The sequence below is a fragment of the Enterobacter sp. Taxon_8 genome, assembly GCF_058354585.1.
This window is the reverse complement of record NZ_CM177989.1, coordinates 332,751-359,361: the sequence shown is the minus strand read 5'-3', so window position 1 is coordinate 359,361 and position 26,611 is coordinate 332,751. Positions and strand designations below refer to the sequence as shown.

The following is a 26,611-nucleotide window of genomic DNA, read 5'->3' as shown; positions in this document are numbered from 1 at the left end:
CCCTCCCCGGCTGGCATTTTGCCGTGTCAGCCCGTATAACTATCCCCTGATTTTTTCGACTCAACAGATGATAAAGCCATGATGAATGATTCGCTCTGCCGCATTATTGCGGGTGATATTCAGGCCAGAGCCGAACAGGTAGAAGCTGCCGTTCGCCTGCTTGATGAAGGGAACACCGTGCCGTTTATTGCACGCTATCGTAAGGAAGTCACCGGCGGTCTGGATGACACGCAGCTGCGTAACCTGGAGACCCGTCTCGGTTATCTGCGCGAACTGGAAGAACGTCGTCAGGCGATCCTCAAATCCATCGGCGAACAGGGCAAACTGACCAGCGATCTGGAAAGCGCCATTAACGGCACCCTAAGCAAAACCGAATTAGAAGATCTCTATCTGCCGTACAAACCGAAGCGCCGCACGCGCGGGCAGATTGCGATTGAAGCGGGCCTTGAGCCGCTGGCCGACCTGCTGTGGAACGAGCCATCGCACGATCCGGAAACCGAAGCGGCGAAATTTATCGACGCTGACAAAGGCGTGGCGGACACCAAGGCCGCCCTCGACGGCGCACGCTACATTCTGATGGAGCGCTTCGCCGAAGACGCCGCGCTGCTCGCTAAAGTGCGTGATTACCTGTGGAAGAATGCCCACATCGTCTCTACCGTCGTCGCGGGTAAAGAGGAAGAAGGCGCGAAATTCCGCGACTATTTCGATCACCACGAACCGATTTCCACCACCCCTTCCCACCGCGCGCTGGCAATGTTCCGCGGCCGCAACGAAGGCGTGCTCCAGCTCTCCCTGAACGCCGATCCGCAGTTTGACGAGCCGCCGAAAGAGAGCCACTGCGAGCAGATCATTATCGACCATCTCGGCCTGCGCCTGAACAACGCCCCGGCGGACAGCTGGCGTAAAGGCGTAGTAAGCTGGACCTGGCGCATCAAGGTGCTGATGCACCTCGAAACCGAGCTGATGGGCACCGTGCGCGAACGCGCCGAAGATGAAGCGATTAACGTCTTCGCCCGTAACCTGCACGACCTGCTGATGGCCGCCCCTGCCGGCCTGCGCGCGACAATGGGTCTCGACCCGGGTCTGCGTACCGGCGTGAAGGTCGCTGTGGTTGACGGCACCGGCAAGCTGGTGGCGACCGATACCATTTATCCGCACACCGGCCAGGCAGCGAAAGCGGCCGTCGTGGTGGCGGCGCTGTGCGAAAAATACAACGTCGAGCTGGTTGCCATCGGCAACGGTACGGCCTCTCGTGAAACCGAGCGTTTCTACCTCGACGTGCAGAAGCAGTTCCCGAAAGTGACGGCACAGAAAGTGATCGTCAGCGAGGCCGGGGCGTCCGTCTATTCCGCGTCCGAGCTGGCGGCCCAGGAATTCCCGGACCTGGACGTTTCCCTGCGCGGGGCGGTTTCTATCGCTCGCCGCCTGCAGGATCCGCTGGCGGAGCTGGTGAAGATCGATCCGAAATCCATCGGCGTGGGCCAGTATCAGCATGACGTGAGCCAGACTCAGCTGGCGCGCAAGCTGGATGCGGTGGTGGAAGACTGCGTAAACGCCGTTGGCGTTGACCTGAATACCGCCTCCGTTCCCCTGCTGACCCGCGTGGCGGGCTTAACCCGCATGATGGCGCAGAACATCGTCGCCTGGCGTGATGAGAACGGCCAGTTCCAGAACCGTCAGCAGCTGCTGAAGGTGAGCCGTCTGGGGCCAAAAGCCTTTGAGCAGTGTGCGGGCTTCCTGCGCATCAACCACGGCGATAACCCGCTGGATGCCTCCACCGTGCACCCGGAGGCGTACCCTGTGGTGGAACGCATCCTGGCCGCCACCCAGCAGGCGCTGAAAGATCTCATGGGTGACAGTAGCGCCCTGCGCAACCTGCAAGCCGTTGATTTCACCGACGACAAATTTGGTGTGCCAACCGTCACCGACATTATTAAAGAGCTGGAAAAGCCGGGCCGCGATCCGCGTCCTGAGTTCAAAACGGCGACCTTTGCCGACGGCGTGGAAACCATGAACGACCTGCTGCCCGGCATGGTGCTGGAAGGCGCGGTGACCAACGTCACCAACTTTGGCGCGTTCGTGGATATCGGCGTGCATCAGGATGGTCTGGTGCATATCTCATCCCTTGCCGACAAGTTCGTTGAAGACCCGCACACCGTGGTCAAAGCGGGCGACATCGTGAAGGTCAAAGTGCTGGAAGTGGATCTGCAGCGCAAGCGTATCGCGCTGACCATGCGTCTGGACGAGCAGCCGGGCGACACCAACGCGCGCCGCGGCGGCAATGGCGGAGGCCGCGAACAGCAGCGTCCCGCCGCGAAAGCGGCAAAACCGCGCGGACGTGATACTCAGCCTGCAGGCAACAGCGCGATGATGGATGCGCTGGCGGCTGCGATGGGTAAAAAACGCTAAGGTTGTAAATGCCCCTCACCCTAACCCTCTCCCCAGAAGGGAGAGGGCCGGGATGAGGGGAATAATCATATCGAAATATATGAAACCGATTGCATAGCCATATTTAAACCACGAATTATCACCCCGTTAACAAATACTCCCCTTTTCGTTTTCCAGGCAATTCAGCAAATATTGAGCCAGGTCAAACAGGCCGTAAATTAATACCGTAAACAACATTCCGTCACAGTTTTAATATTGCTGATAAAAACTATTCTCATTATCATCCCATAGTAGATAATTTAACCTTTCGTGGAATCAGGCGTTATGCAATTCACTCCAGACAGTGCATGGAAGATTACCGGTTTTACCCGCGAAATTAGCCCTGCCTATCGGCAAAAGCTGCTGTCGCTGGGCATGCTGCCCGGCTCGTCATTCCAGGTCGTGCGCGTGGCGCCGCTGGGCGATCCGGTTCATATCGAAACCCGCCGCGTAAATCTGGTGCTGCGTAAGAAAGACCTCGCATTAATAGAAGTCGAAGCCTTATCCCGATAACAAGCCAGCGGTTTCAGTGAGTCTAAAAAAATGAAAAAGTTAACTATTGGCTTAATTGGCAATCCTAATTCCGGCAAGACCACGCTTTTTAACCAGCTGACCGGGGCACGCCAGCGCGTAGGCAACTGGGCGGGCGTGACGGTTGAGCGTAAAGAGGGCCAGTTCACGACGACAGACAACCAGGTGACGCTGGTTGACCTTCCCGGCACCTACTCCTTAACCACCATTTCGTCACAAACCTCGCTCGATGAGCAAATCGCCTGTCACTATATTCTTGGCGGCGACGCGGATCTGCTGATCAACGTGGTCGATGCCTCAAACCTCGAGCGTAACCTCTATCTGACGCTGCAGCTGCTGGAGCTGGGTATCCCCTGCATCGTGGCGCTCAACATGCTCGACATCGCAGAGAAACAAAAGCTGCGCATCGACGTCGATGCCCTCTCCGCGCGCCTGGGATGCCCGGTCGTTCCGCTGGTTTCGACGCGGGCTCGCGGTATTGATGCGCTGAAGCTGGCCATTGACCGTCACGCGGGAAATCGCGACGTTGAGCTGGTGCATTACGCCCAGCCTCTCCTGCGCGAAGCCAACGTGCTGGCGCAGGAGATGGACACCGGTATGCCAGCAAAACAGCGCCTGTGGCTTGGCCTGCAGATGCTGGAAGGGGATATCTACAGCCGCGCTTACGCCGGGCATGCGGCCGATAAGCTGGACGCGACGGTGGCCCGTCTTAGCGACGAGCTGGACGACCCGGCGCTGCACATCGCCGATGCCCGTTACCAGGCCATCGCCTCGATTTGCGACGTGGTGAGTAACGCGCTGACGGCGGAACCCAGCCGCTTTACGGCGGCGGTGGATAAGGTCGTGCTTAACCGCTTCCTGGGTTTGCCGATCTTTCTGCTGGTGATGTACGTGATGTTCCTGCTTGCCATTAACATCGGTGGCGCACTGCAGCCGATTTTTGACGCCGGTTCCGTCGCGGTCTTCGTGCACGGCATTCAGTGGGTGGGATACACCCTTCACTTCCCGGAATGGTTAACCATCTTCCTCGCGCAGGGGATCGGCGGCGGTATCAACACCGTTCTGCCTCTGGTGCCGCAGATCGGCATGATGTATCTGTTCCTCTCGTTCCTGGAAGATTCCGGCTACATGGCGCGCGCCGCGTTCGTGATGGATCGTCTGATGCAGGCGCTGGGTCTGCCGGGTAAATCCTTCGTCCCGCTGATTGTCGGCTTCGGCTGTAACGTACCGTCGGTGATGGGCGCACGCACCCTGGATGCGCCGCGTGAACGTCTGATGACCATCATGATGGCGCCGTTTATGTCCTGCGGTGCCCGTCTGGCCATCTTTGCGGTCTTTGCCGCAGCCTTCTTTGGTCAGCAGGGCGCGCTGGCGGTCTTCTCGCTGTATGTGCTGGGCATCGTGATGGCGATCCTCACCGGTCTGATGCTGAAGCACACCATCATGCGCGGTGAAGCGTCACCGTTTGTAATGGAGCTGCCGGTGTATCACGTGCCGCATCTGAAAAGCCTGGCGATCCAGACCTGGCAGCGCCTGAAGGGCTTTGTGCTGCGCGCCGGTAAGGTGATTGTCATCGTCAGCATTTTCCTGAGCGCGCTGAACAGCTTCACCCTCAGCGGACAGGCGGCAGATAACATTAACGACTCTGCCCTCGCCTCCGTCAGCCGCGTCATCACGCCGGTCTTTAAACCGATTGGCGTGCATGAGGATAACTGGCAGGCAACCGTCGGGCTGTTCACCGGCGCGATGGCGAAAGAGGTGGTTGTCGGCACCCTGAACACGCTTTACACCGCAGAGAACATTCAGGAACAGGAATTTAATCCGGCAGAGTTTCATCTCGGTCATGAACTGCTGGGTGCCGTAGAGGAGACCTGGCAGAGCCTGAAAGACACCTTCAGCCTGAGCGTGCTGGCGAACCCTATTGAGGCCAGCAAAGGCGACGGCGAAATGGCGACGGGAGCCATGGGCGTGATGGGCGAGAAATTTGGCAGCGCGTCCGCGGCCTACAGCTACCTCATCTTTGTCCTGCTCTACATTCCGTGCATCTCCGTGATGGGGGCGATTGCCCGCGAGTCCAGCCGCGGCTGGATGGGCTTCTCCATCCTGTGGGGGTTAAACATTGCGTACTCGCTTTCGACGCTCTTTTATCAAACCGTTAATTTCAGCCAGCATCCGCGCTACAGCCTGGTCTGCATTCTCGCGGTTGTGCTGTTTAACGTGATAGTGCTCGGTTTGCTGCGGCGTGCGCGCAGCCGCGTCGACATCGACCTGCTGGCAAACCGTAAAACCGCCGCGACCTGCTGCAGCAGCCCGGCGGGCGACTGTCACTAAGGAGTAAACCATGGCATCGTTGATTCAGGTTCGTGACCTGCTGGCACTGCAGGGGCGAATGGAGGCGAAACAGCTGAGCCTCAGCCTGCATACGCCGCAGCCGATGATCGATGCCATGCTGGAAAGACTGGAAGCCATGGGGAAAGCCGTGCGGATTCAGGAAGACGCTGACGGCTGTCTCTCCGGCAGTTGTAAAAGCTGTCCGGAAGGAAAGGCCTGCCTCAGGGAGTGGTGGACGCTGCGTTAACAAAGCCGGGCATCGCTGCCCGGCTTTATCGTATTACTTGTAGACGTCCGCCGTTGCGCGTACGTTTTTGGTCTGTTTTTCTGCACTGGTGACGACGTAGTACGTTCCGCCCAGCTCATCCGCTTTCTTCGACAGCTCTCTGCGAGCATCCATCGGCGCGGTGGTGTCAGACGTAGAAATCTCACCAATTTTCGTCAGATTCATGCTGGCAACTTTATCTTTTTCCAGCTCTTTTGCCGCAAAGACGCCAAATGACAGTGACCCAATAACCAGAGAAGTGACAATACCTGTAACAAGTTTCATAGCCTGACTCTCCATAGGATTGTTGTTTTGATTATCGAAGGCAGAACAACCGCAACGACATCTGGAGTATGGTTGCGGTGTGTTACTTTTTCCAGGCAGGATAGAAAATAATCAGTCGAAACGTTGACTTAACGCAATCAGCGCTGAACAAAATTCCGTCGGATGAGAGATAAACGGGGCATGTGCGGCTTTGGCAATGATCTGCGATTCACTCTCCGGCCAGAGCGAATCCAGCAGCGGAACCACTTTGCGCGGCACAATCCCATCGAGATAACCGTAGATACGCAGGTGCGGCACCGTCAGCGCGGCCAGCGGCTCGCGCAGGTCAACCGTTTTCAGGAGCTCAAGTCCGCCGTTTAGCACCTCAACCTCCGGCATCGGCAGCGAAAGCACGGTCTGCTTCAGCGTTCGGGCATCCTTACGCGCGGTTTCGGTACCCATCGTCTGCAGCGCGAGGAACCGCTCTACGGTCCGCTGGAAATCGTCGCTCAGCTGCTGCTGAAAGCCCGCCAGTACCTCGGGTTTTATCCCTGGCCACGCGTCCTGCGCGCTAAAACAGGGCGACGACGCCACGGTCACTAGCGCTTTTACGCGGTCAGGTCTCGACAGCGCAATCTGGCTCGCCACCAGCCCGCCCAGGCTCCAGCCCAGCCAGATGGCATTTTGCGGAGCAGCGTTCAGAACCTGCTCCGCCATCTCATCAAGCGACATGGCCCCAAAACCGCGGCTGCGGCCATAACCCGGCAAATCCACCAGATGCAGCGTGAAATGCGAGGCGAGTTCCTCGCTTACGCAACGCCATACTTCAGCATTCAGTCCCCATCCGTGCAGCAGCACAAGATGGCAATTTCCTGTCCCGACGGTCTGCCACCACAGCGTCTTCATCAGTTACTGTTCTCTTTTTCACATGGAGGTTGCACATGCTAACAGTACCTGGGTTGTGCTGGCTATGCCGAATGCCGCTGGCACTAGGCGGGTGGGGCATCTGCTCCGTCTGTACGCGATCGCTGCAATGGCGTATCGGGATCTGCCCACAATGTGGTTTACCGGCCACGAATCCCGCTTTGCCCTGTGGCCGTTGCCTGAAAAAGTCCCCGCCGTGGAGCGCGATGGTGGCGGTGGATGATTATGTTCCACCGCTGAACAGGCTGATCCACGCGCTGAAGTTTTCCGGGCAGAGCTCGCTGGCACAGCCCCTTGCTCGCCTGCTGTTGCTGGCGGTTTTGCAGGCGCGACGTCAGCGGGCACTGCCGAAAATCGACATGGTGGTGAGTGTCCCCCTTTACCGACGTCGTCACTGGCGGCGCGGCTATAACCAGAGTGACCTGCTCTGCCGTCCCCTCGCACGGTGGCTCGGCTGTCGGTATGATGCCCGCGCGCTGACACGTGTTCATGCCACCGCCATCCAGCATCAGCTCAGCGCCCGGCTTCGCAAAAGAAACCTCAAAAATGCCTTTCGCCTTGAATTGCCGGTCGACGGGCTCCATATCGCGATTGTGGATGATGTTGTCACCACAGGCAGTACCGTTGCTGAACTTTCCCGACTGCTTTTGCAAAGCGGCGCCGCATCGGTTCAGGTATGGTGTCTGTGCCGTACCTTGTAGCCCTTCTTCAATGGGCGTATGATTATACCCAGGTAATTTAGTCAACTATTAGGCCAAAGCTATGATCCGTATTTCCGATTCTGCACAAGCGCACTTTGCCAAACTGCTGGCAAATCAGGAAGAAGGGACGCAGATCCGTGTGTTTGTGATCAATCCAGGCACGCCGAATGCAGAATGTGGTGTTTCTTATTGTCCTCCGGACGCTGTGGAAGCTACTGACACTGCCCTTAAGTTTGAACAGCTCACCGCCTATGTTGATGAGCTGAGCGCACCGTATCTTGAAGATGCGGAGATCGACTTCGTCACCGATCAGTTGGGTTCTCAGCTGACCCTGAAAGCGCCGAACGCGAAAATGCGTAAAGTGTCTGACGATGCCCCTCTGATGGAGCGCGTTGAGTATCTGCTGCAATCCCAGATCAACCCACAGCTGGCGGGCCACGGCGGCCGTGTTTCCCTGATGGAAATCACCGACGAAGGTTTTGCCATTCTGCAGTTTGGCGGCGGTTGTAACGGTTGTTCAATGGTCGATGTCACCCTGAAAGAGGGGATCGAGAAGCAGCTGCTGAACGAGTTCCCGGAACTGAAAGGCGTGCGTGACCTGACCGAACACCAGCGCGGCGAGCACTCTTACTACTGATTCATTGCCCATCTGTATTGCCCGGTGGCGCTGCGCTTACCGGGCCTACAAAACCCTGCTCCCCCTCTTCGCTCCCCTCTATATGTTGACCTGCGTCTCATAATTCACATTTTGCCTGCCAGGGTGATTCTCAATCACGTCATGTTACCCGTATCATTCTCATGGGCACTAAGCACACCCATAACAGCCGACTAAACTTAATCGTTTAAAAGGCATCAGTATTAGTGCCGTTACTTCTCTGTTCCCAGTTGGGACAATCGGAATTTGTCGTTGAAACAATGACGTTACCCATAACAATTCAAAGGCCAGGTAAATCATGCCATTAGTCATCGTTGCTATCGGTGTTGTGTTATTACTGCTCTTGATGATCCGTTTCAAAATGAACGGATTTATCGCTCTGGTTCTGGTGGCACTTGCAGTCGGTCTGATGCAGGGGATGCCGCTGGTGAAAGTTATCAGCTCGATTAAAGCCGGTGTCGGCGGCACGCTCGGCAGCCTGGCATTGATCATGGGCTTCGGCGCCATGCTCGGTAAAATGCTGGCGGACTGCGGGGGCGCGCAGCGTATTGCCACCACGCTTATCGACAAATTCGGTAAGAAGAACATTCAGTGGGCAGTGGTGTTAACCGGCTTTACCGTTGGTTTCGCGCTGTTCTATGAAGTGGGCTTCGTATTGATGCTGCCGCTGGTGTTCACCATTGCGGCTGCCGCGAGCATCCCGCTGCTGTATGTCGGCGTGCCAATGGCTGCGGCGCTGTCCGTGACCCACGGCTTCCTGCCGCCGCACCCGGGTCCAACCGCTATCGCGACCATCTTCCACGCGGATATGGGTAAAACTCTGCTGTTCGGTACGATTCTGGCGATCCCGACGGTGATTCTGGCCGGCCCGGTTTATGCCCGCTTCCTGAAAGGCATTGATAAGCCGATTCCGGAAGGTCTGTACAGCGCCAAAACCTTCACCGAAGAAGAGATGCCGGGCTTTGGCGTCAGCGTCTGGACCTCCCTGGTACCGGTGATCCTGATGGCGATGCGCGCCGTGGCGGAGATGATCCTGCCTAAAGGTCATGCGTTCCTGTCCGTGGCGGAATTCCTGGGTGACCCGGTGATGGCAACGCTGATTGCCGTGCTGATCGCGATGTTCACCTTCGGTTTGAACCGTGGCCGCTCCATGGATCAGATCAACGACACGCTGACCTCTTCAATCAAAATCATTGCCATGATGCTCCTGATCATCGGCGGTGGCGGTGCATTCAAGCAGGTTCTGGTCGACAGCGGCGTGGACAAATACATCGCCGCCATGATGCATGAAACCAACGTATCGCCGCTCCTGATGGCCTGGTCTATTGCCGCGGTTCTGCGTATTGCGCTGGGTTCAGCGACCGTTGCGGCGATCACCGCAGGCGGTATCGTTGCCCCGCTGATTGCGACCACGGGCGTAAGCCCTGAGCTGATGGTTATCGCCGTCGGTTCCGGTAGCGTGATTTTCTCTCACGTTAACGACCCTGGCTTCTGGCTGTTCAAGGAGTACTTCAACCTGACGATCGGTGAAACCATCAAGTCCTGGTCCGCGCTGGAAACCATTATTTCGGTGTGTGGTCTGGTCGGGGTGCTGCTGCTCAACATGGTGGTCTGATACCCTAAGTCGGGTGGCGGCTACGCCTTACCCGACCTGCATGAGCACCGCCTGATAATAAAAAACCCGCCACTGGCGGGTTTTTTATTACTTCTTACCAGCAGCTTTTCGCCGCTTATCCAAATCCTTGATCAGCCTGTTCACCCCATCATCGGCAAACATCGCCTCAAGCGTGGTGGACAGCTTTCGACGCCAGTTCTTGTACTGATAGCTGGTGCCTGGGATGTTCACCGGCTCCGCCATATCAATCCAGTCTTCCGGCTGCAGCCCCAGCAGCGCGCTGTTGCTGTCGGCAATATAGCGCTGCAAACCGCGGTTGAGGGTCGCGGTCATCGACATCAATGACGCTTTATGTCCCGCACGTTTCGGCAGACAGCCCTGCTTGTGCAGCGCATCCAGTAGCCCCTGTTTGGAAAGCTCGCGATCCTGATACAGGCCGCGTAACACCTCCTCATCAGGATACAGGCCCAGCGTTTTGCCGAGCGTCAGATCGCCGCTTTCCCAATAGCCACGAAGCGTAGGAAGGTCATGCGTCGTCGCGACTGCCATTGACTGTTCAGGGTACGCTTGCGGCGCGCGGAAGGTTTTCTCATGGTCGTTTTCAAAATAGAGCACTTTATAGGAGTAGACGCCGCTGTCGCGGAGCTTGCTGACAATTTCCACCGGCACGGTACCGAGATCTTCACCGATCACCATGCACTGATGGCGCTTGCTTTCCAGGGCCAGGATCGACAGCAGATCGTCAACCGGATACTGCACATACGCCCCGTGATCGGCTGTTTCACCGTATGGGATCCACCACAGACGCAGAACGGACATTACGTGGTCAATACGCAGCGCGCCGCAGTTTTGCATGTTAGCGCGCAGCAGGTCGATAAACGGCTCGTAGGCGCGCTCCGCCATGACGTGCGGATCCATCGGCGGCAATCCCCAGTTCTGGCCCAGCGGGCCAAGGATATCCGGCGGCGCGCCGACAGAGGCTTTCAGACAGTAAAGCTCACGGTCACACCAGGTCTCCGCGCCGCCTTCCGCCACGCCCACGGCCAGATCGCGGTACAGGCCAATCGGCATTTTATAGCCCTGGCTCACCTGCCAGCAGGCGGCAAACTGGCTGTAAGCCAGCCACTGCAGCCACAGGTAGAAGTCCACTTCATCGGCATTTTTTTTACAGAACGCTTTCACTTCAGGCGTGTCGACGCTCTGATACGCTTCGGGCCAGACCGGCCAGCCCCAGCGCATTTCGTCCTCTTTTACCTGATATGCGTGCAGCGCATCGAACGCCGCCTGCCAGTACAGGCTCTCGCCCTCCTGCGTCACGAACTGGCGGAACGCCGCCATCTGCTCGTCATCGCGCTGCGAAAAGCCTTTCCACGCCAGACGCAGCGCGGCCATTTTCAGCGCCGTGACGGTGGAATAGTCCACCCAGTCGGCTTCGCGCGCCTGCTTCAGCGCCTGCTGTGTGGTGCTGAGTTTCCACCACGCCTGCGCCTCCTGGCTGTTTTTGAAATCATCTAAGGCGTTAACGTCGATATAAATAACGTTCAGCCAGCGACGGGACGACGGACTATACGGGCTGGCGCTCTCCGGGTTGGCCGGATAGAGCGCGTGGATCGGGTTGAGACCGATAAACGCGCCGCCGCGCTCGCCCACGGATGCCAGCATCTTTTTCAGATCGCCAAAATCACCGATGCCCCAGTTGCTGTCGGAACGCAGAGTGTAGAGCTGCACGCAGGCGCCCCACAGCTTTTTGCCTTCAAGCAGCGCCTGCGGCTCGTAGCAGCGTTTTGGCGCGACGATCACCCGGCAGTGGAAACGCAGATCGTCCTGGGTGAGCGTTAAGGTGTGATACCCCTCCGGCAGCTTTGCCGGAAGGTTTAACGTTTTGCCGCCGGTGGCGTGGCCTTTATGCTGATGCCCCTCTTCGGTGGTAAGAAGCCAGCTAAACTCGCCGCGCCCCTCCACCGCCAGCGGCATCTTTTTGCCTGCGGTGAATACCTTCACGTTCGGCACCGGAGCAGCCGACGCTTTCGCGTCGGTTTTGTGCATGGCATCCAGCAAACGTCTTTTGGTGTCCGCACCAATAGACTGCGGTTTGCCGTGCGCATTGATGTAACTGAGGCTAATTCCCGCCGCCTGCGCGGCACTGTCCAGACGTTTACTCTCCATCGCGCTTCCTTAGCGTTTTGCCTGCCAGATACGGGCCTGATAATCACGGATTGAGCGGTCAGAGCTGAACATACCGCAGCGGGCGGTATTCAGGATGCACGCGCGGGTCCACGCTTCCTGGTCGCGATACAGCACGTCGACCTGCTTTTGCGCTTCAACGTAGGCCGTGAAGTCCGCCATTACCAGATACGGGTCACCGCCGTGTTTGTCCATGCTGTGCAGCATCTGGTCAAACGCGTGCTTATCGCCGTCGCTGTATTTACCGCTCTCCAGCTCCTTCAGCACCGCATCGAGGACTTTGTCTTTCTTACGCCATTTCACCGGGTCATAGCCTTTGGCCTTGATGGCTTTCACCTCTTCCACGGTATGGCCGAAGATAAAGATGTTCTCTTCGCCCACCTTCTCGGCGATTTCGACGTTCGCCCCGTCGAGCGTGCCGACGGTCAGCGCGCCGTTCAGCGCCAGCTTCATGTTGCCGGTACCGGAGGCTTCTTTCCCTGCGGTTGAGATCTGCTCGGAGATATCCGCCGCCGGGATCAGCATTTCCGCCGCCGAGACGCAGTAATCCGGCAGGAACACCACCTTCAGCTTGTCGCCCACTTTCGGATCGCTGTTGATCGCCGCCGCTACTTTATTGATGGCGAGGATAATGTTTTTCGCCAGGTAGTAGCCCGGCGCCGCTTTCGCACCGAACAGGAACACGCGCGGCACGCGGTCGGCCTGCGGGTTCTCGCGGATCTCTTTGTACAGCGCCAGAATGTGCAGCAGGTTCAGGTGCTGGCGTTTGTACTCGTGCAGACGTTTGATCTGGATATCGAATATGGCGTTCGGGTTGATCTCAATCCCGGTACGCACTTTCACAAACTCCGCCAGGCGAACCTTGTTCTCAAGCTTGATCGCCCGGTACTGCTCGCGGAATTTCACGTCGTCAGCGTATTTTTCCAGGTTGATGAGCTGGTCCAGATCGTTGGCCCACTCTTTCTTCAGGGTCTTATCCAGCAGGCCGGCCAGCAGCGGGTTGCACTGCTTGATCCAGCGACGCGGCGTGATGCCGTTGGTCACGTTGTGGAATTTGGTTGGCCACAGCTGGTGGTATTCCGGGAAGAGATCTTTGACCACCAGATCCGAGTGCAGCGCCGCCACGCCGTTCACCGCAAAGCCGCTGACCACGCACATGTTCGCCATGCGCACCTGCTTATCGTGAACCACCGCCAGCTTCGCCCAGACCGCCTTGTTGCCCGGCCAGGTTTTATCCACGAGCTTTTTAAACTGGTCGTTAATCTTGTTGATGATCTGCATGTGGCGCGGCAGCAGCGCTTTCACCAGCTTCTCATCCCAGCACTCAAGCGCTTCTGGCATCAGGGTGTGGTTGGTGTAGGCAAAGGTACGGCTGGTGATGGCCCAGGCGTCATCCCAGCTCAGCTGGTGCTCGTCGATCAGCACGCGCAGCAGCTCCGGGATGGCAATGGTCGGGTGCGTGTCGTTGAGCTGAATCACTTCAAAGTCCGGCAGCTGCGCCAGCTTGCGGCCCGCCAGGTGATGGCGACGCAGAATGTCCGCCACGGAGCAGGCGCACTGGAAGTACTGTTGCATCAGGCGCAGCTTTTTACCGGCCAGGTGGTTGTCGTTCGGATAGAGGACTTTGGTCAGCTTCTCGGCGTCGATGCCCTGCTGCTCGGCGCGCAGGAAATCGCCGTCGTTGAATTTGGTCAGGTTAAACGGATGCGCGTGCTTCGCCTGCCACAGACGCAGCGGCTGCGCCACGCCGTTACGGTAGCCAAGCACCGGCAGATCCCAGGCTTCGCCGGTGATGGTGAACGCCGGTTCCCAGAGACCCTGCTTTGTCACTTTCCCGCCAATGCCAACCTGTACGTCCAGCTGCGCGTTGTGGCGGAACCACGGATAGGTATTGCGATGCCAGTCGTCCGGCGCTTCCATCTGATGCCCGTCGGCAAACGACTGACGGAACAGGCCGTACTGATAGTTCAGACCATAGCCAATCGCCGACTGGCCGACGGTCGCCATGGAGTCCAGGAAGCAGGCCGCCAGGCGTCCCAGGCCGCCGTTGCCCAGCGCCGGGTCAATCTCTTCTTCCAGCAGGTCGGTCAGGTTAATGTCGTGTTCTTTAAGAACGTCACCGACCTCCTGATACCAGCCGAGGTTCAACAGGTTGTTGCCCGTCAGACGGCCAATCAGGAATTCCATTGAAATGTAGTTTACATGGCGCTGGCCTTTTACCGGGTTTGCCAGGGGTTGAGCATCCAGCTGCTCTGCGAGCGCACCGCTCACTGCCTGCCACCACTGGTGAGGCGTCATTTCGTTTGCAGCATGAAGGCCAAAACGCTGCCACTGACGCGTCAGGGCAGCCTGGAATTGAGCTTTGTTGAAGGTAGGCTGTGACATAGGGGATCGGCATCCTTTAGAAAGAAAACACAAGTTGGCGCTAGTGTGCCTGGCTCATTTCCCCTCTTCCTCCTCCTGTGGGGGATTAGACAGGGAGGAGTAGCGGGGATGAGCATAAAAGTGTGATCGAGGCCACTCTCAGAGCATAGTTCGAGTGTGCCCGGAAGATAAAAAAGTAACCGAGGAGAATGTCAAAGAAATGAAATGCGGTTTCGGGTGAAATTAAACCCCGCCGAAATAATTACTTACGTAGAATAATATTTCGGCAATCGGGAAATCGCTAAGGAGATTATTAATCTCCCTTAACTTTACCAGAAGTATATTAAATTCGACGTCACTATCCCTTTCTGAAACCAGTTTCAGCGCAGCCGCAGCACAGCCATACAAGCCAGCATTGACGGGGCATCAAAGACCTTTTCAGAAAGTTCCCTCCTCTGCCTGAATGTTTTGTGACAGAGTGCAAATTCACAGCCACCAAATCCAGACATAACTTGCAATAGTTAACTTATTGGCCGACCTTATATCCATTAATTACGAAGCGCAAAAAAAATAAAATCTCTCGTTCCCCACAGTGAAGTGAAACCTATGTTGATTCCGTCTAAATTAAGTCGCCCGGTTCGCCTTGACCATACAGTGGTCCGCGAGCGTCTGTTGGCTAAACTTTCCGGCGCGCATAATTTCCGACTGGCGCTGGTTACGAGCCCTGCAGGTTATGGAAAAACAACGCTCATTTCGCAATGGGCCGCGGGTAAGAGCGATCTTGGCTGGTACTCTCTCGACGAGGGCGATAACCAGCAGGAGCGTTTTGCCAGCTATCTGATTGCCGCCATACAGCAAGCAACCCATGGACACTGTGTCGCCAGTGAGGTGATGGTGCAAAAGCGCCAGTACGCAAGCCTGTCCTCCCTTTTCTCTCAGCTGTTTATCGAACTGGCCGAATGGCATCGCCCGCTTTACGTGGTGATTGATGATTACCATCTCATCACTAACCCGGTAATTCATGAATCGATGCGTTTCTTCCTGCGCCATCAGCCGGAAAACCTGACCTTAGTCGTGCTGTCACGCAACCTGCCGCAGCTGGGTATTGCCAACCTGCGCGTGCGCGATCAGCTCCTGGAAGTGGGCAGCCAGCAGCTGGCCTTTACCCACCAGGAAGCGAAACAGTTCTTTGACTGCCGCCTGAACTCACCGATTGAGGCCGCCGAAAGCAGCCGCCTGTGTGATGACGTTGCCGGCTGGGCCACGGCGCTGCAGCTCATCGCGCTCTCTGCCCGGCAAAACAACAGTCCGGCGCATCAGTCTGCGCGGCGCCTGGCGGGCATTAACGCCAGCCACCTTTCTGACTATCTCGTGGATGAGGTGCTGGACAGCGTCGATCCCTCAACGCGTAATTTCCTGCTGAAAAGCTCTCTGCTGCGCTCCATGAACGATGCGCTCATCGTGCGGGTGACGGGCTGTGAAAACGGCCAGCTGCAGCTCGAAGAGATTGAACGTCAGGGCCTTTTCCTGACGCGCATGGACGATCCGGGCGAGTGGTTTAGCTATCATCCGCTGTTTGGCAGCTTCCTGCGCCAGCGCTGTCAGTGGGAGCTGGCGGTTGAACTGCCGGAGATCCACCGCGCCGCTGCCGAAAGCTGGATGGCGCAAGGCTTCCCGAGCGAAGCCATCCACCACGCGCTGGCAGCCGGTGATGCCAGCATGCTACGTGATATCCTCCTCAATCATGCGTGGGGCCTGTTTAACCACAGCGAGCTGACGCTGCTGGAAGAATCCCTGAAAGCGCTGCCGTGGGAAAGCCTGCTTGAGAATCCGCGTCTGGTGCTGCTGCAGGCCTGGCTGATGCAGAGCCAGCATCGCTACAGCGAAGTGAACACCCTGCTGGCGCGCGCCGAGCAGGAGATGGAAAGCGAAATGGATACCACCCTGCACGGCGAGTTCAACGCGCTGCGCGCTCAGGTGGCGATTAACGATGGCGACCCGGACGAAGCTGAACGGCTGGCGATGGTCGCGCTGGATGAACTGCCGCTGGCCAACTTCTACAGCCGCATCGTGGCGACCTCCGTGCACGGCGAAGTGCTGCACTGCAAAGGCGATCTCACGCGATCGCTTTCACTGATGCAGCAAACCGAACAGATGGCGCGTCGTCATGATGTCTGGCATTACGCCCTGTGGAGCCTGATCCAACAGAGCGAGATTTTATTCGCGCAGGGGTTCCTGCAGGCTGCCTGGGAAAACCAGGAAAAAGCGTTCCAGTTGATTCGTGAACAGCATCTGGAACAGCTGCCGATGCACGAGTTCCTGTTGCGTATTCGCGCCCAGCTGCTGTGGGCATGGTCGCGTCTGGATGAAGCGGAAAGCTGCGCCCGTCAGGGTGTGGATGTTCTTTCCAGCTTCCAGCCTCAGCAGCAGCTGCAGTGCCTGGCGCTGCTGGTGCAGTGCTCGCTGGCGCGCGGCGATCTCGACAACGCCCGCAACCATCTTAACCGCCTGGAAAACCTGCTCGGCAACGGCCAGTATCATAGCGACTGGGTGTCAAACGCCGACAAGGTCCGGGTGATTTACTGGCAGATGACCGGCGATAAAAAATCTGCCGCCAACTGGCTGCGCCAGACGCCAAAACCGGAATTTGCCAACAACCACTTCCTGCAGAGCCAGTGGCGCAACATTGCCCGCGCGCAGATCCTGCTCGGTGAATTAGAGCCCGCTGAGATTGTGCTGGAGGAGCTGAACGAGAACGCGCGCAGCCTGCGCCTGATGAGCGACCTGAACCGCAACCTGCTGCTGCAAAACCAGCTCTACTGGCAGGCGGGTCGTAAAAACGATGCCCAGCGCGTGCTGCTGGAGGCGCTGCAGCTGGCAAACCGCACCGGGTTTATCAGCCACTTTGTAATTGAAGGGGAAGTGATGGCGCAGCAGCTGCGCCAGCTGATTCAGCTCAACACGCTGCCGGAACTGGATCAGCATCGCGCCCAGCGCATTCTGCGCGAGATTAACCAGCATCATCGGCACAAGTTCGCGCATTTCGATGAGAACTTTGTTGAACGTCTGCTGAACCACCCGGAAGTGCCGGAACTTATCCGCACCAGCCCGCTCACCCAGCGCGAATGGCAGGTTCTGGGGCTGATTTATTCAGGCTACAGCAACGAGCAGATTGCCGGTGAGCTTGCGGTGGCGGCGACCACCATCAAAACGCATATCCGCAATCTGTACCAGAAGCTGGGCGTGGCGCATCGTCAGGATGCAGTACAGCATGCACAGCAGCTGTTGAAGATGATGGGGTACGGCGTTTAGATTTGTGCGGCCTGACGCCCTCACCCCGGCCCTCTCCCACAGGGAGAGGGAGAACGGCTTTTCAACACAACTCTAACTGCAAATTATTATCTTTAATTACCTGCATCACGCCCGCCGGCGGCATCACGTCGGTATAGACCGCATCCACCATGCTGATGCTGCCCATGTTCACCATCGCGTTACGGCCAAACTTGGAATGATCCACCACCAGCATCACGTGGCGTGAATTTTCAATAATCGCGCGCTTGGTGCGCACCTCGTGGTAATCAAACTCCAGCAGCGAGCCGTCGCTGTCGATACCGCTGATCCCCAGAATGCCGAAGTCGAGGCGGAACTGCGAGATAAAGTCGAGGGTCGCTTCGCCGATAATCCCGCCGTCGCGGCTGCGCAGCTCGCCGCCCGCGAGGATGATGCGGAAGTCGTCTTTCTGCATCAGGGTATTGGCCACGTTCAGGTTGTTGGTGACCACGCGCAGGTTCTCGTGATCCAGCAGCGCATGGGCGACCGCTTCCGGCGTGGTGCCGATATCAATAAACAGCGTCGCGCCGTTCGGGATCTGGCTGGCGACCTTGCGGGCGATGCGCTCTTTCTCTGCCGTCTGCGTGGCTTTACGGTCATGCCAGGAGGTGTTGACCGAGCTGGACGGCAGCGCCGCACCGCCGTGGTGGCGAAGAATACGGTTCTGATCGGCCAGGTCGTTCAGGTCACGACGGATGGTTTGTGGGCTGACGGCAAACTGCTCCACCAGCTCTTCGGTGCTGACGTATCCCTGTTTTTTTACCAGTTCGATAATGGCGTCATGACGTTGTGTTTGTTTCATCAATTATCCCTGAGAATTATGTTCGTTTTCGCGCATGGAGCGTGTCGGCAAAGGCCATCGCCAGCCCCACGGCCAGCCCGGCGACGTGCGCACCGTTGGCGATAGACATACCAAACAGATCAAACCACCCGGCAATTAGCCATATTAACGCAAAGGTTATTAATCCGCGTTGCAGATAGATGCCGCTTTCCGGATCGCGCTCCCCGCGAAGCCAGACGTAGCCCATCAGGGCATATACGACACCCGACAGCCCACCGAACCACGGCCCGCTGAACTTGTGCTGCACGTAGCCGCTTAACAGGGCGCTGATAATAGTGATAACGATCAGCTTGCCGCTGCCCAGACGCTTTTCAACGGCACCGCCGAGATACCACCACCAGAGCAGGTTAAAGAGGATATGCATCACCGAGAAGTGCATCAGCGCGTGGCTAAAGTAGCGCCAGACGTCAAACTCAAGAGACGAGTCATAGGGCCACGCCAGGGCAATCATTACGCTCTGGTCGCCGACCACGTTCATGATAATGAAGACGATGATACAGGCCGCCATCAGCAGCAGCGTAAACGGGCCCGCGCGCTCGCGAATAGTGGCGAGGAAGGGAAAGCGGCTGTAGTGCAATCCGCTGCCGGTCTGGCCGGACTGCCAGCTGGCCGCCAGATAGCGCGGGTCGCCAGGGTTCTCAAGAAAACGCGCCAGCTCCTCGTTTACCCGTCCGGCCTGGCTCTCATCGGCCAGCCAGACGTCGGTCTGCGTATGTTGTTGAATAGTCAGAATAACGCCCTGCGTCGCCATATAGTCGACAAACGCCTGGGCGACGCGCGGGTTAGTAAAAGAGGTGATCATCAACATGGGCAGCGGTCGCTTATTTCCACACAAAAGAGGACAGTATAGCGGGATCAGCGCTCAAAAGCGTATTCCACTTCCGCCGGGAAATGACGATGCCAGGCATCGAAACCGCCGTCGACGCTGTAAACTGCGTCGTAACCCTGCTGAAGCAGATACTGCGCCGCGCCTTTGCTGCTGTTGCCGTGGTAACACATGACCATCACCGGCGTGTCGAAGTCGTTATCGCGCATAAACGCGCCCAGCGTGTCGTTGGTGAGATGGAACGCGCCCGGCGTATGGCCCATCGCAAAACTCTGCGGATCGCGGATGTCCACCAGCACCGCTTTTCCCTGGTGCATCTTCTGGTGGGCTTCTTCTACGTTAATACATTCAAACTGATCCATGGTGTTCTCTTTACAGTGGTCAACGACAAGATTTTACCCCGTAGTGTACGTCCTGGCGGCGGGTAAACGCCATTATGTTATCCATATCACTCTAAATTGTTTTTTTGATGTTACCAAAAGCGCGTTCCTTTGCTATTATGAGCGATATCGAACATTTCTGAGCTTTAACGAAAGTGCATGAGGGTGTTATGGAAACCAAAGATCTGATTGTGATAGGCGGTGGCATCAACGGTGCCGGTATTGCGGTCGATGCCGCAGGACGCGGTTTGTCCGTACTGATGCTGGAAGCTAACGATCTCGCCTGCGCGACGTCGTCCGCCAGCTCCAAACTGATTCACGGTGGCCTGCGCTACCTGGAACACTACGAATTCCGCCTGGTCAGTGAAGCGCTGGCCGAACGTGAAGTGCTGCTGAAAATGGCCCCGCATCTGGCGATTCCGATGCGCTTCCGCCTGCCCCATCGCCCGCATCTGCGTCCGGCGTGGATGATTCGCATCGGTCTGTTTATGTACGATCATCTGGGTAAACGCACCAGCCTCCCGGGTTCGAAAGGGTTGCGTTTTGGCTCAGAATCGGTCCTTAAGCCGGAAATCGTGCGCGGATTCGAATATTCCGACTGCTGGGTGGATGATGCCCGCCTGGTACTGGCGAATGCGCAGATGGTTGAGAAGAAAGGTGGCGAGGTGAAAACCCGCACCCGCGCAACCGCTGCCCGTCGTGAAAATGGCCTGTGGATTGTGGAAGCGGAAGACATTGATACCGGCGAGAAATTCAGCTGGAAAGCGCGCGGCCTGGTGAACGCTACCGGCCCGTGGGTGAAGCAGTTCTTCGACGACGGCATGCATCTGCCTTCTCCATACGGCATTCGCCTGATCAAGGGCAGCCACATTGTGGTGCCGCGCGTGCATACCCAGAAGCAGGCTTACATCCTGCAGAACGAAGACAAGCGCATCGTGTTTGTGATCCCGTGGATGGACGAATTCTCGATCATCGGTACTACCGACGTGGAGTACAAAGGCGATCCGAAAAACGTCGAGATCGACGAGAGCGAAGTGAACTACCTGCTCAAAGTGTATAACGCGCACTTTAAGAAACAGCTGTCGCGCGACGACGTTGTCTGGACCTACTCCGGCGTGCGTCCGCTGTGCGATGACGAATCTGACTCACCGCAGGCCATTACCCGCGACTATACGCTCGATATTCACGACGTTGACGGTCAGGCGCCGCTGCTTTCCGTTTTTGGCGGTAAGCTCACTACCTACCGCAAGCTGGCCGAGCACGCGCTGGAAAAACTGGCGCCGTACTATAAAGGCATTGGCCCGGCATGGACCAAGGGCGCGGTATTGCCCGGCGGTGATATCGGCGATAACCGCGATGATTACGCCGCGAAGCTGCGCCGTCGGTTCCCGTTCATCACCGAAGGAATGGCGCGCCACTATGCCCGCACCTACGGCAGCAATACCGAGCTGATTCTGGGCGATGCGAAGGACATTGTGGATCTGGGCGAGCATTTCGGCCACGAGCTATACGAAGCCGAGCTGCGTTACCTGGTTGAGCACGAGTGGGTGCGTCGTCTGGACGATGCTATCTGGCGCCGTACCAAAGAAGGGATGTGGCTCAACGCCGAGCAGCAGTCTCGCGTGGCGCAGTGGTTACTGCAAAATGCGGGGAAGCGTGAGCTGTCGCTGGCGTCCTGATGTGAAAAAATGCCCGGTGGCGCTACGCTTACCGGGCCTACGGGATCAAGTAGGCCGGGTAAGGCGAAGCCGCCACCCGGCTTTGTTTTTACAACCTCACCGGATCAATATGCCAGATCGTCTCGGCATACTCCTTGATGGTCCTGTCTGACGAGAAATAGCCCATATTGGCGATGTTGTACATCGCGGCGCTGGTCCACTTCTCCGGCTGGCGATAAAGTTCGTCCACCTTATCCTGACAGTCCACGTAGCTGCGGTAATCCGCCAGCACCTGGTAGTGATCGCCAAAGTTAATCAGCGAATCCACCAGATCGCGATAGCGGCTCGGTTCATCCGGGCTAAACACGCCGGTCGCGATCTGCGTTAGCACCTGACGTAACTCTTCATCCTCTTCGTAATATTGACGCGGCGAGTAGCCTTTCCTGCGCAGCGCCTCCACCTCTTCCGTCGTATTACCGAAGATAAAGATATTGTCTTCGCCCACGTGCTCCAGCATCTCGACGTTCGCCCCGTCAAGCGTACCAATGGTCAGCGCGCCGTTAAGGGCAAACTTCATGTTACTGGTGCCGGATGCCTCCGTACCCGCCGTAGAAATCTGCTCAGAGAGATCCGCCGCCGGGATGATCATCTGCGCCAGGCTCACGCTGTAGTTCGGAATGAACACCACCTTCAGCTTGTCGCCAATGTCCGGATCCTGGTTGACCACCTTCGCCACATCGTTGATGAGATGAATAATGTGCTTCGCCATGTAGTAGGCGGAAGCCGCCTTACCGGCGAAGATCTTCACGCGCGGCACCCATTCGGCCGTTGGATCGGCCTTGATGCGGTTGTAATGGGTGATCACGTGCAGCACGTTCATCAGCTGACGTTTGTATTCGTGGATGCGTTTGATCTGAACGTCGAACAGCGCTTTCGGGTTTGCCACCACGTTGAGGTGCATCGCCAGCCAGACCGCCAGACGCTTTTTGTTCAGCAGCTTGGCTTCGCGCACGGCTTTGTTCACCGTCGGGAAATCAATATGCTGTTCCAGCTCGCTCAGCTGGCTCAAGTCGGTACGCCAGGTACGGCCGATATTCTCGTCCAGCACCTCAGAGAGCGGCTGGTTGGCCAGCGCCAGCCAGCGGCGCGGCGTGACGCCGTTGGTCACGTTGCAGAACCGCGTCGGGAAGATCTTCGCGAAGTCCGCAAACAGCGACTGCACCATCAGGTTCGAGTGGAGCTCGGACACGCCGTTGACCTTGTGGCTGATGACAACCGCCAGCCAGGCCATGCGCACGCGACGACCGTTCGACTCATCAATGATGGACGCACGGCTCAGCAGGCCGGTATCGTTCGGATACTGCTCCTGCAGCGTCTTGAGGAAGTAGTCGTTAATCTCAAAGATAATCTGCAGGTGGCGCGGCAGGATTTTACCGAGCATGTCCACCGGCCACGTCTCCAGCGCTTCGCTCATCAGCGTGTGGTTGGTGTACGAGAACACCTGGCAGGTCACCTCAAAGGCGTCATCCCAGCTGAACTTATGCTCGTCGATCAGCAGGCGCATCAGTTCCGGAATAGAGAGCACCGGGTGGGTGTCGTTAAGGTGGATCGCGGTTTTCTCCGCCAGGTTGGCGTAGGTTTTGTGCAGCTGATGGTGGCGGCTGAGGATGTCCTGAATGGTAGCCGAAACGAGGAAATACTCCTGACGCAGGCGCAGCTCGCGACCCGAGTAGGTCGAGTCATCCGGGTACAGCACGCGGGACACGTTCTCGGAGTGGTTTTTATCCTCCACCGCCGCGAAGTAGTCACCCTGGTTAAATTTACCGAGGTTAATTTCGCTACTGGCCTGGGCACTCCATAGGCGCAGCGTGTTGGTGGCGTCGGTATCGTAGCCGGGGATAATCTGGTCGTAGGCCACGGCCAGGATCTCTTCCGTTTCCACCCAGCGGGATTTTTTCCCTTCCTGCTGGATACGCCCGCCAAAGCGCACCTTGTAGCGCGTGTTGTGGCGCTTGAATTCCCACGGGTTGCCGTACTCCAGCCAGTAGTCCGGCGACTCTTTCTGACGCCCGTCGACGATGTTCTGTTTGAACATACCGTAGTCGTAGCGAATACCGTAGCCGCGGCCCGGCAGCGCCAGCGTCGCCAGCGAGTCGAGGAAGCAGGCGGCGAGACGCCCCAGACCGCCGTTGCCGAGGCCCGGGTCGTTCTCTTCGTCGATCAGTTCTTCTAAATCTAACCCCATCTCTTCGAGTGCGGTTTTGACATCGTCATAAATACCGAGCGACAGCAGCGCGTTGGACAGCGTGCGGCCAATCAAAAATTCCATCGACAGGTAGTAAACCTGACGCGTCTCCTGCGAAAGCTGGGCGCGGTTTGAGCGCAGCCAGCGTTCAACCAGGCGGTCACGCACCGCAAACAGGGTGGCGTTCAGCCACTCGTGCTTGTTGGCTATAACCGGATCTTTCCCGATGGTGAACATCAGCTTGTAGGCGATGGAGTGCTTTAACGCCTCAACGCTGAGCGTGGGTGAAGAGTAGCTAAATGGAGCGTTCATATCAGTAACTTCGCCTCGTTACATCAAGCGTTGATAGAGATCGCGGTATGACTGCGCCGCGACGTGCCAGCTAAAGTCCATGGACATCGCCTGACGCTGAACGTAACGCCAGAGTGATGGACGGGACCACAAGACGAAAGCACGCCGAATCGCCCGAAGCAGCGACCAGGCATTACTGTCCTCAAAGACAAACCCGCTGGCGATACCGTCCGCCAGATTTTCCAGAGAGCTGTCGGATACGGTATCCGCCAGTCCGCCCGTGCGGCGCACCAGCGGCAGCGTGCCGTATTTCAGACCATAAAGCTGCGTCAGGCCGCAGGGTTCGAAACGGCTTGGCACCAGAATGACGTCCGCGCCGCCCATAATTCGGTGCGAGAACGCCTCGTGGTAGCCAATCTGCACGCCCACCTGCCCCGGGTGTTCCGCAGCGGCGGCAAGGAAACCTTCCTGCAGCACCGGATCGCCCGCGCCGAGCAGCGCCAGCTGTCCGCCCTGCTCCAGTAAACCGGGCAGCGCCTCCAGCACCAGATCCAGCCCTTTCTGGCTGGTCAGGCGGCTCACGACGGCGAACAGCGGCACTTTGTCGTTCACCTTCAGGCCCATCGCAATCTGCAGCTGGCGTTTGTTTTCCGCTTTGTCTTCCACGGAATCACGGCCATAGCGCGCCGCCAGCAGGAGATCGGTTTCCGGGCTCCAGATCTGTTCATCCACGCCGTTCAGAATACCCGACAGGCGGCCTTCGCGATGGCGCTGCTGCAGCAACCCTTCCATGCCGTAGCCAAACGCCGGCTGGGTGATCTCACGCGCGTAGGTCGGGCTCACCGCCGTGATGTGATCGGCGTAGTACAGCCCCGCCTTCAGGAACGAGATCTGCCCGTTAAACTCCAGACCGTGCATGTTAAAGAACGACCATGGCAGATCGATGTCATTCATGTGATGGGCGTAGTACATCCCCTGATAGGCAAGGTTATGCACGGTAAAGACCGATTTCGCCGGGTGGCCGCGCGCGGCGAGATACGCCGGGGCAAGCCCGGCGTGCCAGTCGTGCGCGTGCACCACATCCGGACGCCAGAACGGATCCAGCCCCGTCGCCATTTCTGCTCCAACCCAGCCGAGCAGCGCAAAGCGCAGCACGTTGTCGGTGTAGGCGAACAGGTTCGTATCGTGATACGGGCTGCCCGGTCGATCGTATAAGTGCGGCGCGTCGATCAGGTAAATCCCTACGCCATTGTAATGTCCAAACAGCAGGGTAATGCGTCCGGCAAACGTTTCACGGCGGGTCACCACTTTTGCATCGGGTATACCGCGCCGGATATCCGGAAAGGCGGGCAGCAGGACTCGGGTATCCACGCCTCCGGCGATTTGCGCCGCCGGTAATGCGCCAAGCACATCTGCCAGTCCGCCCGTTTTTAATAACGGGAACATCTCAGAACATACGTGTAAAACCTGCATCATCGCTCCTGTTTGATCTGCAGCTTCCGCAACATTTCCCGTGTGACTAACACGATCCCCTCTTCCGAACGGTAGAAACGACGCGCGTCTTCTTCCGCATTCTCCCCAATGACCATCCCTTCAGGGATGACGCAGGCACGGTCGATCACGCAACGACGCAGACGACACGAGCGCCCTACCCAGACATCCGGCAACAAGACTGCCGAATCGATATTACAGAATGAATTTATCCGCACGCGCGGGAACAACACCGACTGCACCACGACCGAACCGGAGATAATGCACCCGCCGGACACCAGCGAGTTCAGCGTCATACCGTGGCTGCCGGAGCGGTCCTGCACGAATTTGGCCGGCGGTAGCGACTCCATATGGGTACGAATCGGCCAGTTCTGGTCATACATATCCAGTTCAGGCGTGACCGATGCCAGATCGAGGTTCGCTTTCCAGTAAGCTTCCAGCGTTCCCACATCGCGCCAGTAGGGTTCCGCATTCGGATCGGACTGTACGCAGGACAGCGGGAATGGATGTGCATACGCCATGCCAGCTTTCGTGATTTTCGGAATGATGTCTTTACCGAAGTCGTGGCTGGAGTTTTCGTCTTTGTCGTCTTCTTCCAGCAGCTCATAAAGATAATCTGCGTCAAAGACATAGATCCCCATGCTGGCGAGCGATTTGGTGTCATCGCCCGGCATCGTTGGCGGGTTCGCCGGTTTTTCAACGAAGTCGATAATTTTGTCGTCGGCATCCACGTGCATGACGCCAAACGCCGTCGCTTCGGCAACGGGCACAGGCAGACACGCCACGGTGCAGCGCGCCCCTTTTTCGACGTGGTCGATCAGCATGTGGGAGTAATCTTGCTTGTAGATGTGGTCCCCGGCGAGGATCACGATGTATTCCGCGTTATAGCGACGAATAATGTCGAGGTTCTGGGTCACCGCATCCGCCGTACCGCGGTACCAGTTCTCGCCGTGAACGCGCTGCTGAGCAGGAAGGAGATCGACAAACTCGTTCATCTCTTCGCTGAAGAATGACCAGCCGCGCTGGATATGCTGAACCAGCGTGTGCGACTGATACTGCGTAATGACGCCGATGCGGCGAATGCCCGAGTTCAGACAGTTGGAGAGCGCAAAGTCGATGATGCGGAACTTACCACCAAAGTGAACAGCCGGTTTGGCGCGCTTGATGGTCAAATCTTTCAGACGGGTACCACGCCCACCCGCAAGGATCAGGGCAACCGTTTTTAATGGTAGCTGGCGTGCCAACATTAAGGGATCGTTCTTCTCTAATCTAACCATGACTAACTCCT

At 57.5% G+C, this 26,611-nt stretch carries 19 protein-coding genes; 9 read left to right on the top strand and 10 right to left on the bottom strand.

Features of this window, described 5'->3' with window-relative positions:
• Positions 1–78 precede the first annotated feature (78 nt).
• The 4 genes from AC4IBF_RS01620 to feoC all read left to right on the top strand — a co-directional run bounded on the left by AC4IBF_RS01620 (position 79) and on the right by feoC (position 5,536).
• On the top strand, positions 79–2,409 hold the full coding sequence (locus tag AC4IBF_RS01620) for a Tex family protein (RefSeq protein ID WP_115876851.1): 2,331 nt from the start codon (positions 79–81) through the stop codon (positions 2,407–2,409).
• Between the two features lie 303 nt (positions 2,410–2,712).
• Positions 2,713–2,940, top strand: a complete 228-nt coding sequence (feoA, locus tag AC4IBF_RS01615) for a ferrous iron transporter A (protein WP_008503050.1) — start codon at positions 2,713–2,715, stop codon at positions 2,938–2,940.
• A gap of 30 nt (positions 2,941–2,970) precedes the next feature.
• Positions 2,971–5,289 carry a Fe(2+) transporter permease subunit FeoB gene (feoB, locus tag AC4IBF_RS01610; RefSeq protein WP_127732501.1) on the top strand — a complete coding sequence of 773 codons (2,319 nt, stop codon included), beginning with the start codon at positions 2,971–2,973 and terminating at the stop codon, positions 5,287–5,289.
• A gap of 10 nt (positions 5,290–5,299) precedes the next feature.
• The gene (feoC, locus tag AC4IBF_RS01605) at positions 5,300–5,536 is read left to right on the top strand and encodes a [Fe-S]-dependent transcriptional repressor FeoC (RefSeq protein WP_136195946.1); all 237 of its coding nucleotides are present in this window, start codon (positions 5,300–5,302) and stop codon (positions 5,534–5,536) included.
• A gap of 33 nt (positions 5,537–5,569) precedes the next feature.
• Here feoC and AC4IBF_RS01600 read toward each other — a convergent pair whose 3' ends face one another.
• Entirely contained in the window at positions 5,570–5,839 is a 270-nt protein-coding gene (locus tag AC4IBF_RS01600; protein WP_048976276.1) for a YdgH/BhsA/McbA-like domain containing protein, read from the bottom strand.
• Positions 5,840–5,950: 111 nt separating this feature from the next.
• A complete protein-coding gene (gene bioH, locus AC4IBF_RS01595) occupies positions 5,951–6,724 on the bottom strand; it encodes a pimeloyl-ACP methyl ester esterase BioH (RefSeq protein ID WP_136195947.1) in 774 nt (257 codons plus the stop codon).
• A 35-nt stretch (positions 6,725–6,759) separates the two neighbouring features.
• Between bioH and gntX the strand changes: the two genes are divergently transcribed.
• From gntX to gntT, 3 genes are all read left to right on the top strand, one after another.
• Positions 6,760–7,443, top strand: coding sequence for a DNA utilization protein GntX (gene gntX / locus AC4IBF_RS01590; protein WP_127732505.1), 684 nt, complete (start codon positions 6,760–6,762; stop codon positions 7,441–7,443).
• Between the two features lie 61 nt (positions 7,444–7,504).
• The gene (gene nfuA, locus AC4IBF_RS01585; RefSeq protein WP_008503055.1) at positions 7,505–8,080 is read left to right on the top strand and encodes a Fe-S biogenesis protein NfuA; all 576 of its coding nucleotides are present in this window, start codon (positions 7,505–7,507) and stop codon (positions 8,078–8,080) included.
• 316 nt (positions 8,081–8,396) lie between these two features.
• Positions 8,397–9,713 carry a gluconate transporter gene (gntT, locus tag AC4IBF_RS01580; protein WP_024907902.1) on the top strand — a complete coding sequence of 439 codons (1,317 nt, stop codon included), beginning with the start codon at positions 8,397–8,399 and terminating at the stop codon, positions 9,711–9,713.
• An 87-nt stretch (positions 9,714–9,800) separates the two neighbouring features.
• Here gntT and malQ read toward each other — a convergent pair whose 3' ends face one another.
• On the bottom strand, positions 9,801–11,879 hold the full coding sequence (gene malQ, locus AC4IBF_RS01575; protein ID WP_115876846.1) for a 4-alpha-glucanotransferase: 2,079 nt from the start codon (positions 11,877–11,879) through the stop codon (positions 9,801–9,803).
• Positions 11,880–11,888: 9 nt separating this feature from the next.
• Positions 11,889–14,282 (bottom strand): maltodextrin phosphorylase, encoded by a 2,394-nt coding sequence (gene malP / locus AC4IBF_RS01570; protein WP_252093622.1) that lies wholly within the window; start codon positions 14,280–14,282, stop codon positions 11,889–11,891.
• A 585-nt stretch (positions 14,283–14,867) separates the two neighbouring features.
• On the opposite strand from malP, the gene malT reads away from it, so the two are divergent.
• Positions 14,868–17,573 (top strand): HTH-type transcriptional regulator MalT, encoded by a 2,706-nt coding sequence (gene malT / locus AC4IBF_RS01565; protein ID WP_008503059.1) that lies wholly within the window; start codon positions 14,868–14,870, stop codon positions 17,571–17,573.
• 61 nt (positions 17,574–17,634) lie between these two features.
• Here the strand turns inward: malT and AC4IBF_RS01560 are convergent, their stop codons facing one another.
• The 3 genes from AC4IBF_RS01560 to glpE are packed head-to-tail and all read right to left on the bottom strand — an operon-like array spanning position 17,635 to position 19,620.
• Positions 17,635–18,393 carry a DeoR/GlpR family transcriptional regulator gene (locus AC4IBF_RS01560; protein ID WP_008503060.1) on the bottom strand — a complete coding sequence of 253 codons (759 nt, stop codon included), beginning with the start codon at positions 18,391–18,393 and terminating at the stop codon, positions 17,635–17,637.
• A gap of 16 nt (positions 18,394–18,409) precedes the next feature.
• A complete protein-coding gene (gene glpG, locus AC4IBF_RS01555) occupies positions 18,410–19,240 on the bottom strand; it encodes a rhomboid family intramembrane serine protease GlpG (RefSeq protein WP_248175409.1) in 831 nt (276 codons plus the stop codon).
• A 47-nt stretch (positions 19,241–19,287) separates the two neighbouring features.
• Positions 19,288–19,620 (bottom strand): thiosulfate sulfurtransferase GlpE, encoded by a 333-nt coding sequence (glpE, locus tag AC4IBF_RS01550; protein WP_008503062.1) that lies wholly within the window; start codon positions 19,618–19,620, stop codon positions 19,288–19,290.
• 188 nt (positions 19,621–19,808) lie between these two features.
• On the opposite strand from glpE, the gene glpD reads away from it, so the two are divergent.
• Positions 19,809–21,317 (top strand): glycerol-3-phosphate dehydrogenase, encoded by a 1,509-nt coding sequence (gene glpD / locus AC4IBF_RS01545; protein ID WP_133295267.1) that lies wholly within the window; start codon positions 19,809–19,811, stop codon positions 21,315–21,317.
• An 88-nt stretch (positions 21,318–21,405) separates the two neighbouring features.
• On the opposite strand, the gene glgP is transcribed toward glpD, so the two are convergent.
• From glgP to glgC, 3 genes are read right to left on the bottom strand one after another with little or no spacing between them, the layout of a single operon-like run.
• Positions 21,406–23,853 (bottom strand): glycogen phosphorylase, encoded by a 2,448-nt coding sequence (glgP, locus tag AC4IBF_RS01540; RefSeq protein WP_491463123.1) that lies wholly within the window; start codon positions 23,851–23,853, stop codon positions 21,406–21,408.
• 18 nt (positions 23,854–23,871) lie between these two features.
• Positions 23,872–25,305 carry a glycogen synthase GlgA gene (gene glgA / locus AC4IBF_RS01535; RefSeq protein ID WP_008503065.1) on the bottom strand — a complete coding sequence of 478 codons (1,434 nt, stop codon included), beginning with the start codon at positions 25,303–25,305 and terminating at the stop codon, positions 23,872–23,874.
• Positions 25,305–26,600 carry a glucose-1-phosphate adenylyltransferase gene (gene glgC, locus AC4IBF_RS01530; protein WP_008503066.1) on the bottom strand — a complete coding sequence of 432 codons (1,296 nt, stop codon included), beginning with the start codon at positions 26,598–26,600 and terminating at the stop codon, positions 25,305–25,307. The genes glgA and glgC overlap by 1 nt, the downstream gene beginning before the upstream one ends.
• Positions 26,601–26,611: the final 11 nt, after the last annotated feature.

Bases quoted from the DNA above. Each gene is read 5' to 3' on its own strand.
- AC4IBF_RS01600 (WP_048976276.1), bottom strand. From the start codon at position 5,839: ATGAAACTTGTTACAGGTATTGTCACTTCTCTGGTTATTGGGTCACTG.
- feoC (WP_136195946.1), top strand. From the start codon at position 5,300: ATGGCATCGTTGATTCAGGTTCGTGACCTGCTGGCACTGCAGGGGCGA.
- bioH (WP_136195947.1), bottom strand. From the start codon at position 6,724: ATGAAGACGCTGTGGTGGCAGACCGTCGGGACAGGAAATTGCCATCTT.
- AC4IBF_RS01620 (WP_115876851.1), top strand. From the start codon at position 79: ATGATGAATGATTCGCTCTGCCGCATTATTGCGGGTGATATTCAGGCC.
- glpE (WP_008503062.1), bottom strand. From the start codon at position 19,620: ATGGATCAGTTTGAATGTATTAACGTAGAAGAAGCCCACCAGAAGATG.
- nfuA (WP_008503055.1), top strand. From the start codon at position 7,505: ATGATCCGTATTTCCGATTCTGCACAAGCGCACTTTGCCAAACTGCTG.
- glpG (WP_248175409.1), bottom strand. From the start codon at position 19,240: ATGTTGATGATCACCTCTTTTACTAACCCGCGCGTCGCCCAGGCGTTT.
- glgC (WP_008503066.1), bottom strand. From the start codon at position 26,600: ATGGTTAGATTAGAGAAGAACGATCCCTTAATGTTGGCACGCCAGCTA.
- malP (WP_252093622.1), bottom strand. From the start codon at position 14,282: ATGTCACAGCCTACCTTCAACAAAGCTCAATTCCAGGCTGCCCTGACG.
- glgA (WP_008503065.1), bottom strand. From the start codon at position 25,305: ATGCAGGTTTTACACGTATGTTCTGAGATGTTCCCGTTATTAAAAACG.
- feoA (WP_008503050.1), top strand. From the start codon at position 2,713: ATGCAATTCACTCCAGACAGTGCATGGAAGATTACCGGTTTTACCCGC.
- AC4IBF_RS01560 (WP_008503060.1), bottom strand. From the start codon at position 18,393: ATGAAACAAACACAACGTCATGACGCCATTATCGAACTGGTAAAAAAA.
- glgP (WP_491463123.1), bottom strand. From the start codon at position 23,853: ATGAACGCTCCATTTAGCTACTCTTCACCCACGCTCAGCGTTGAGGCG.
- gntX (WP_127732505.1), top strand. From the start codon at position 6,760: ATGCTAACAGTACCTGGGTTGTGCTGGCTATGCCGAATGCCGCTGGCA.
- feoB (WP_127732501.1), top strand. From the start codon at position 2,971: ATGAAAAAGTTAACTATTGGCTTAATTGGCAATCCTAATTCCGGCAAG.
- malQ (WP_115876846.1), bottom strand. From the start codon at position 11,879: ATGGAGAGTAAACGTCTGGACAGTGCCGCGCAGGCGGCGGGAATTAGC.
- glpD (WP_133295267.1), top strand. From the start codon at position 19,809: ATGGAAACCAAAGATCTGATTGTGATAGGCGGTGGCATCAACGGTGCC.
- gntT (WP_024907902.1), top strand. From the start codon at position 8,397: ATGCCATTAGTCATCGTTGCTATCGGTGTTGTGTTATTACTGCTCTTG.
- malT (WP_008503059.1), top strand. From the start codon at position 14,868: ATGTTGATTCCGTCTAAATTAAGTCGCCCGGTTCGCCTTGACCATACA.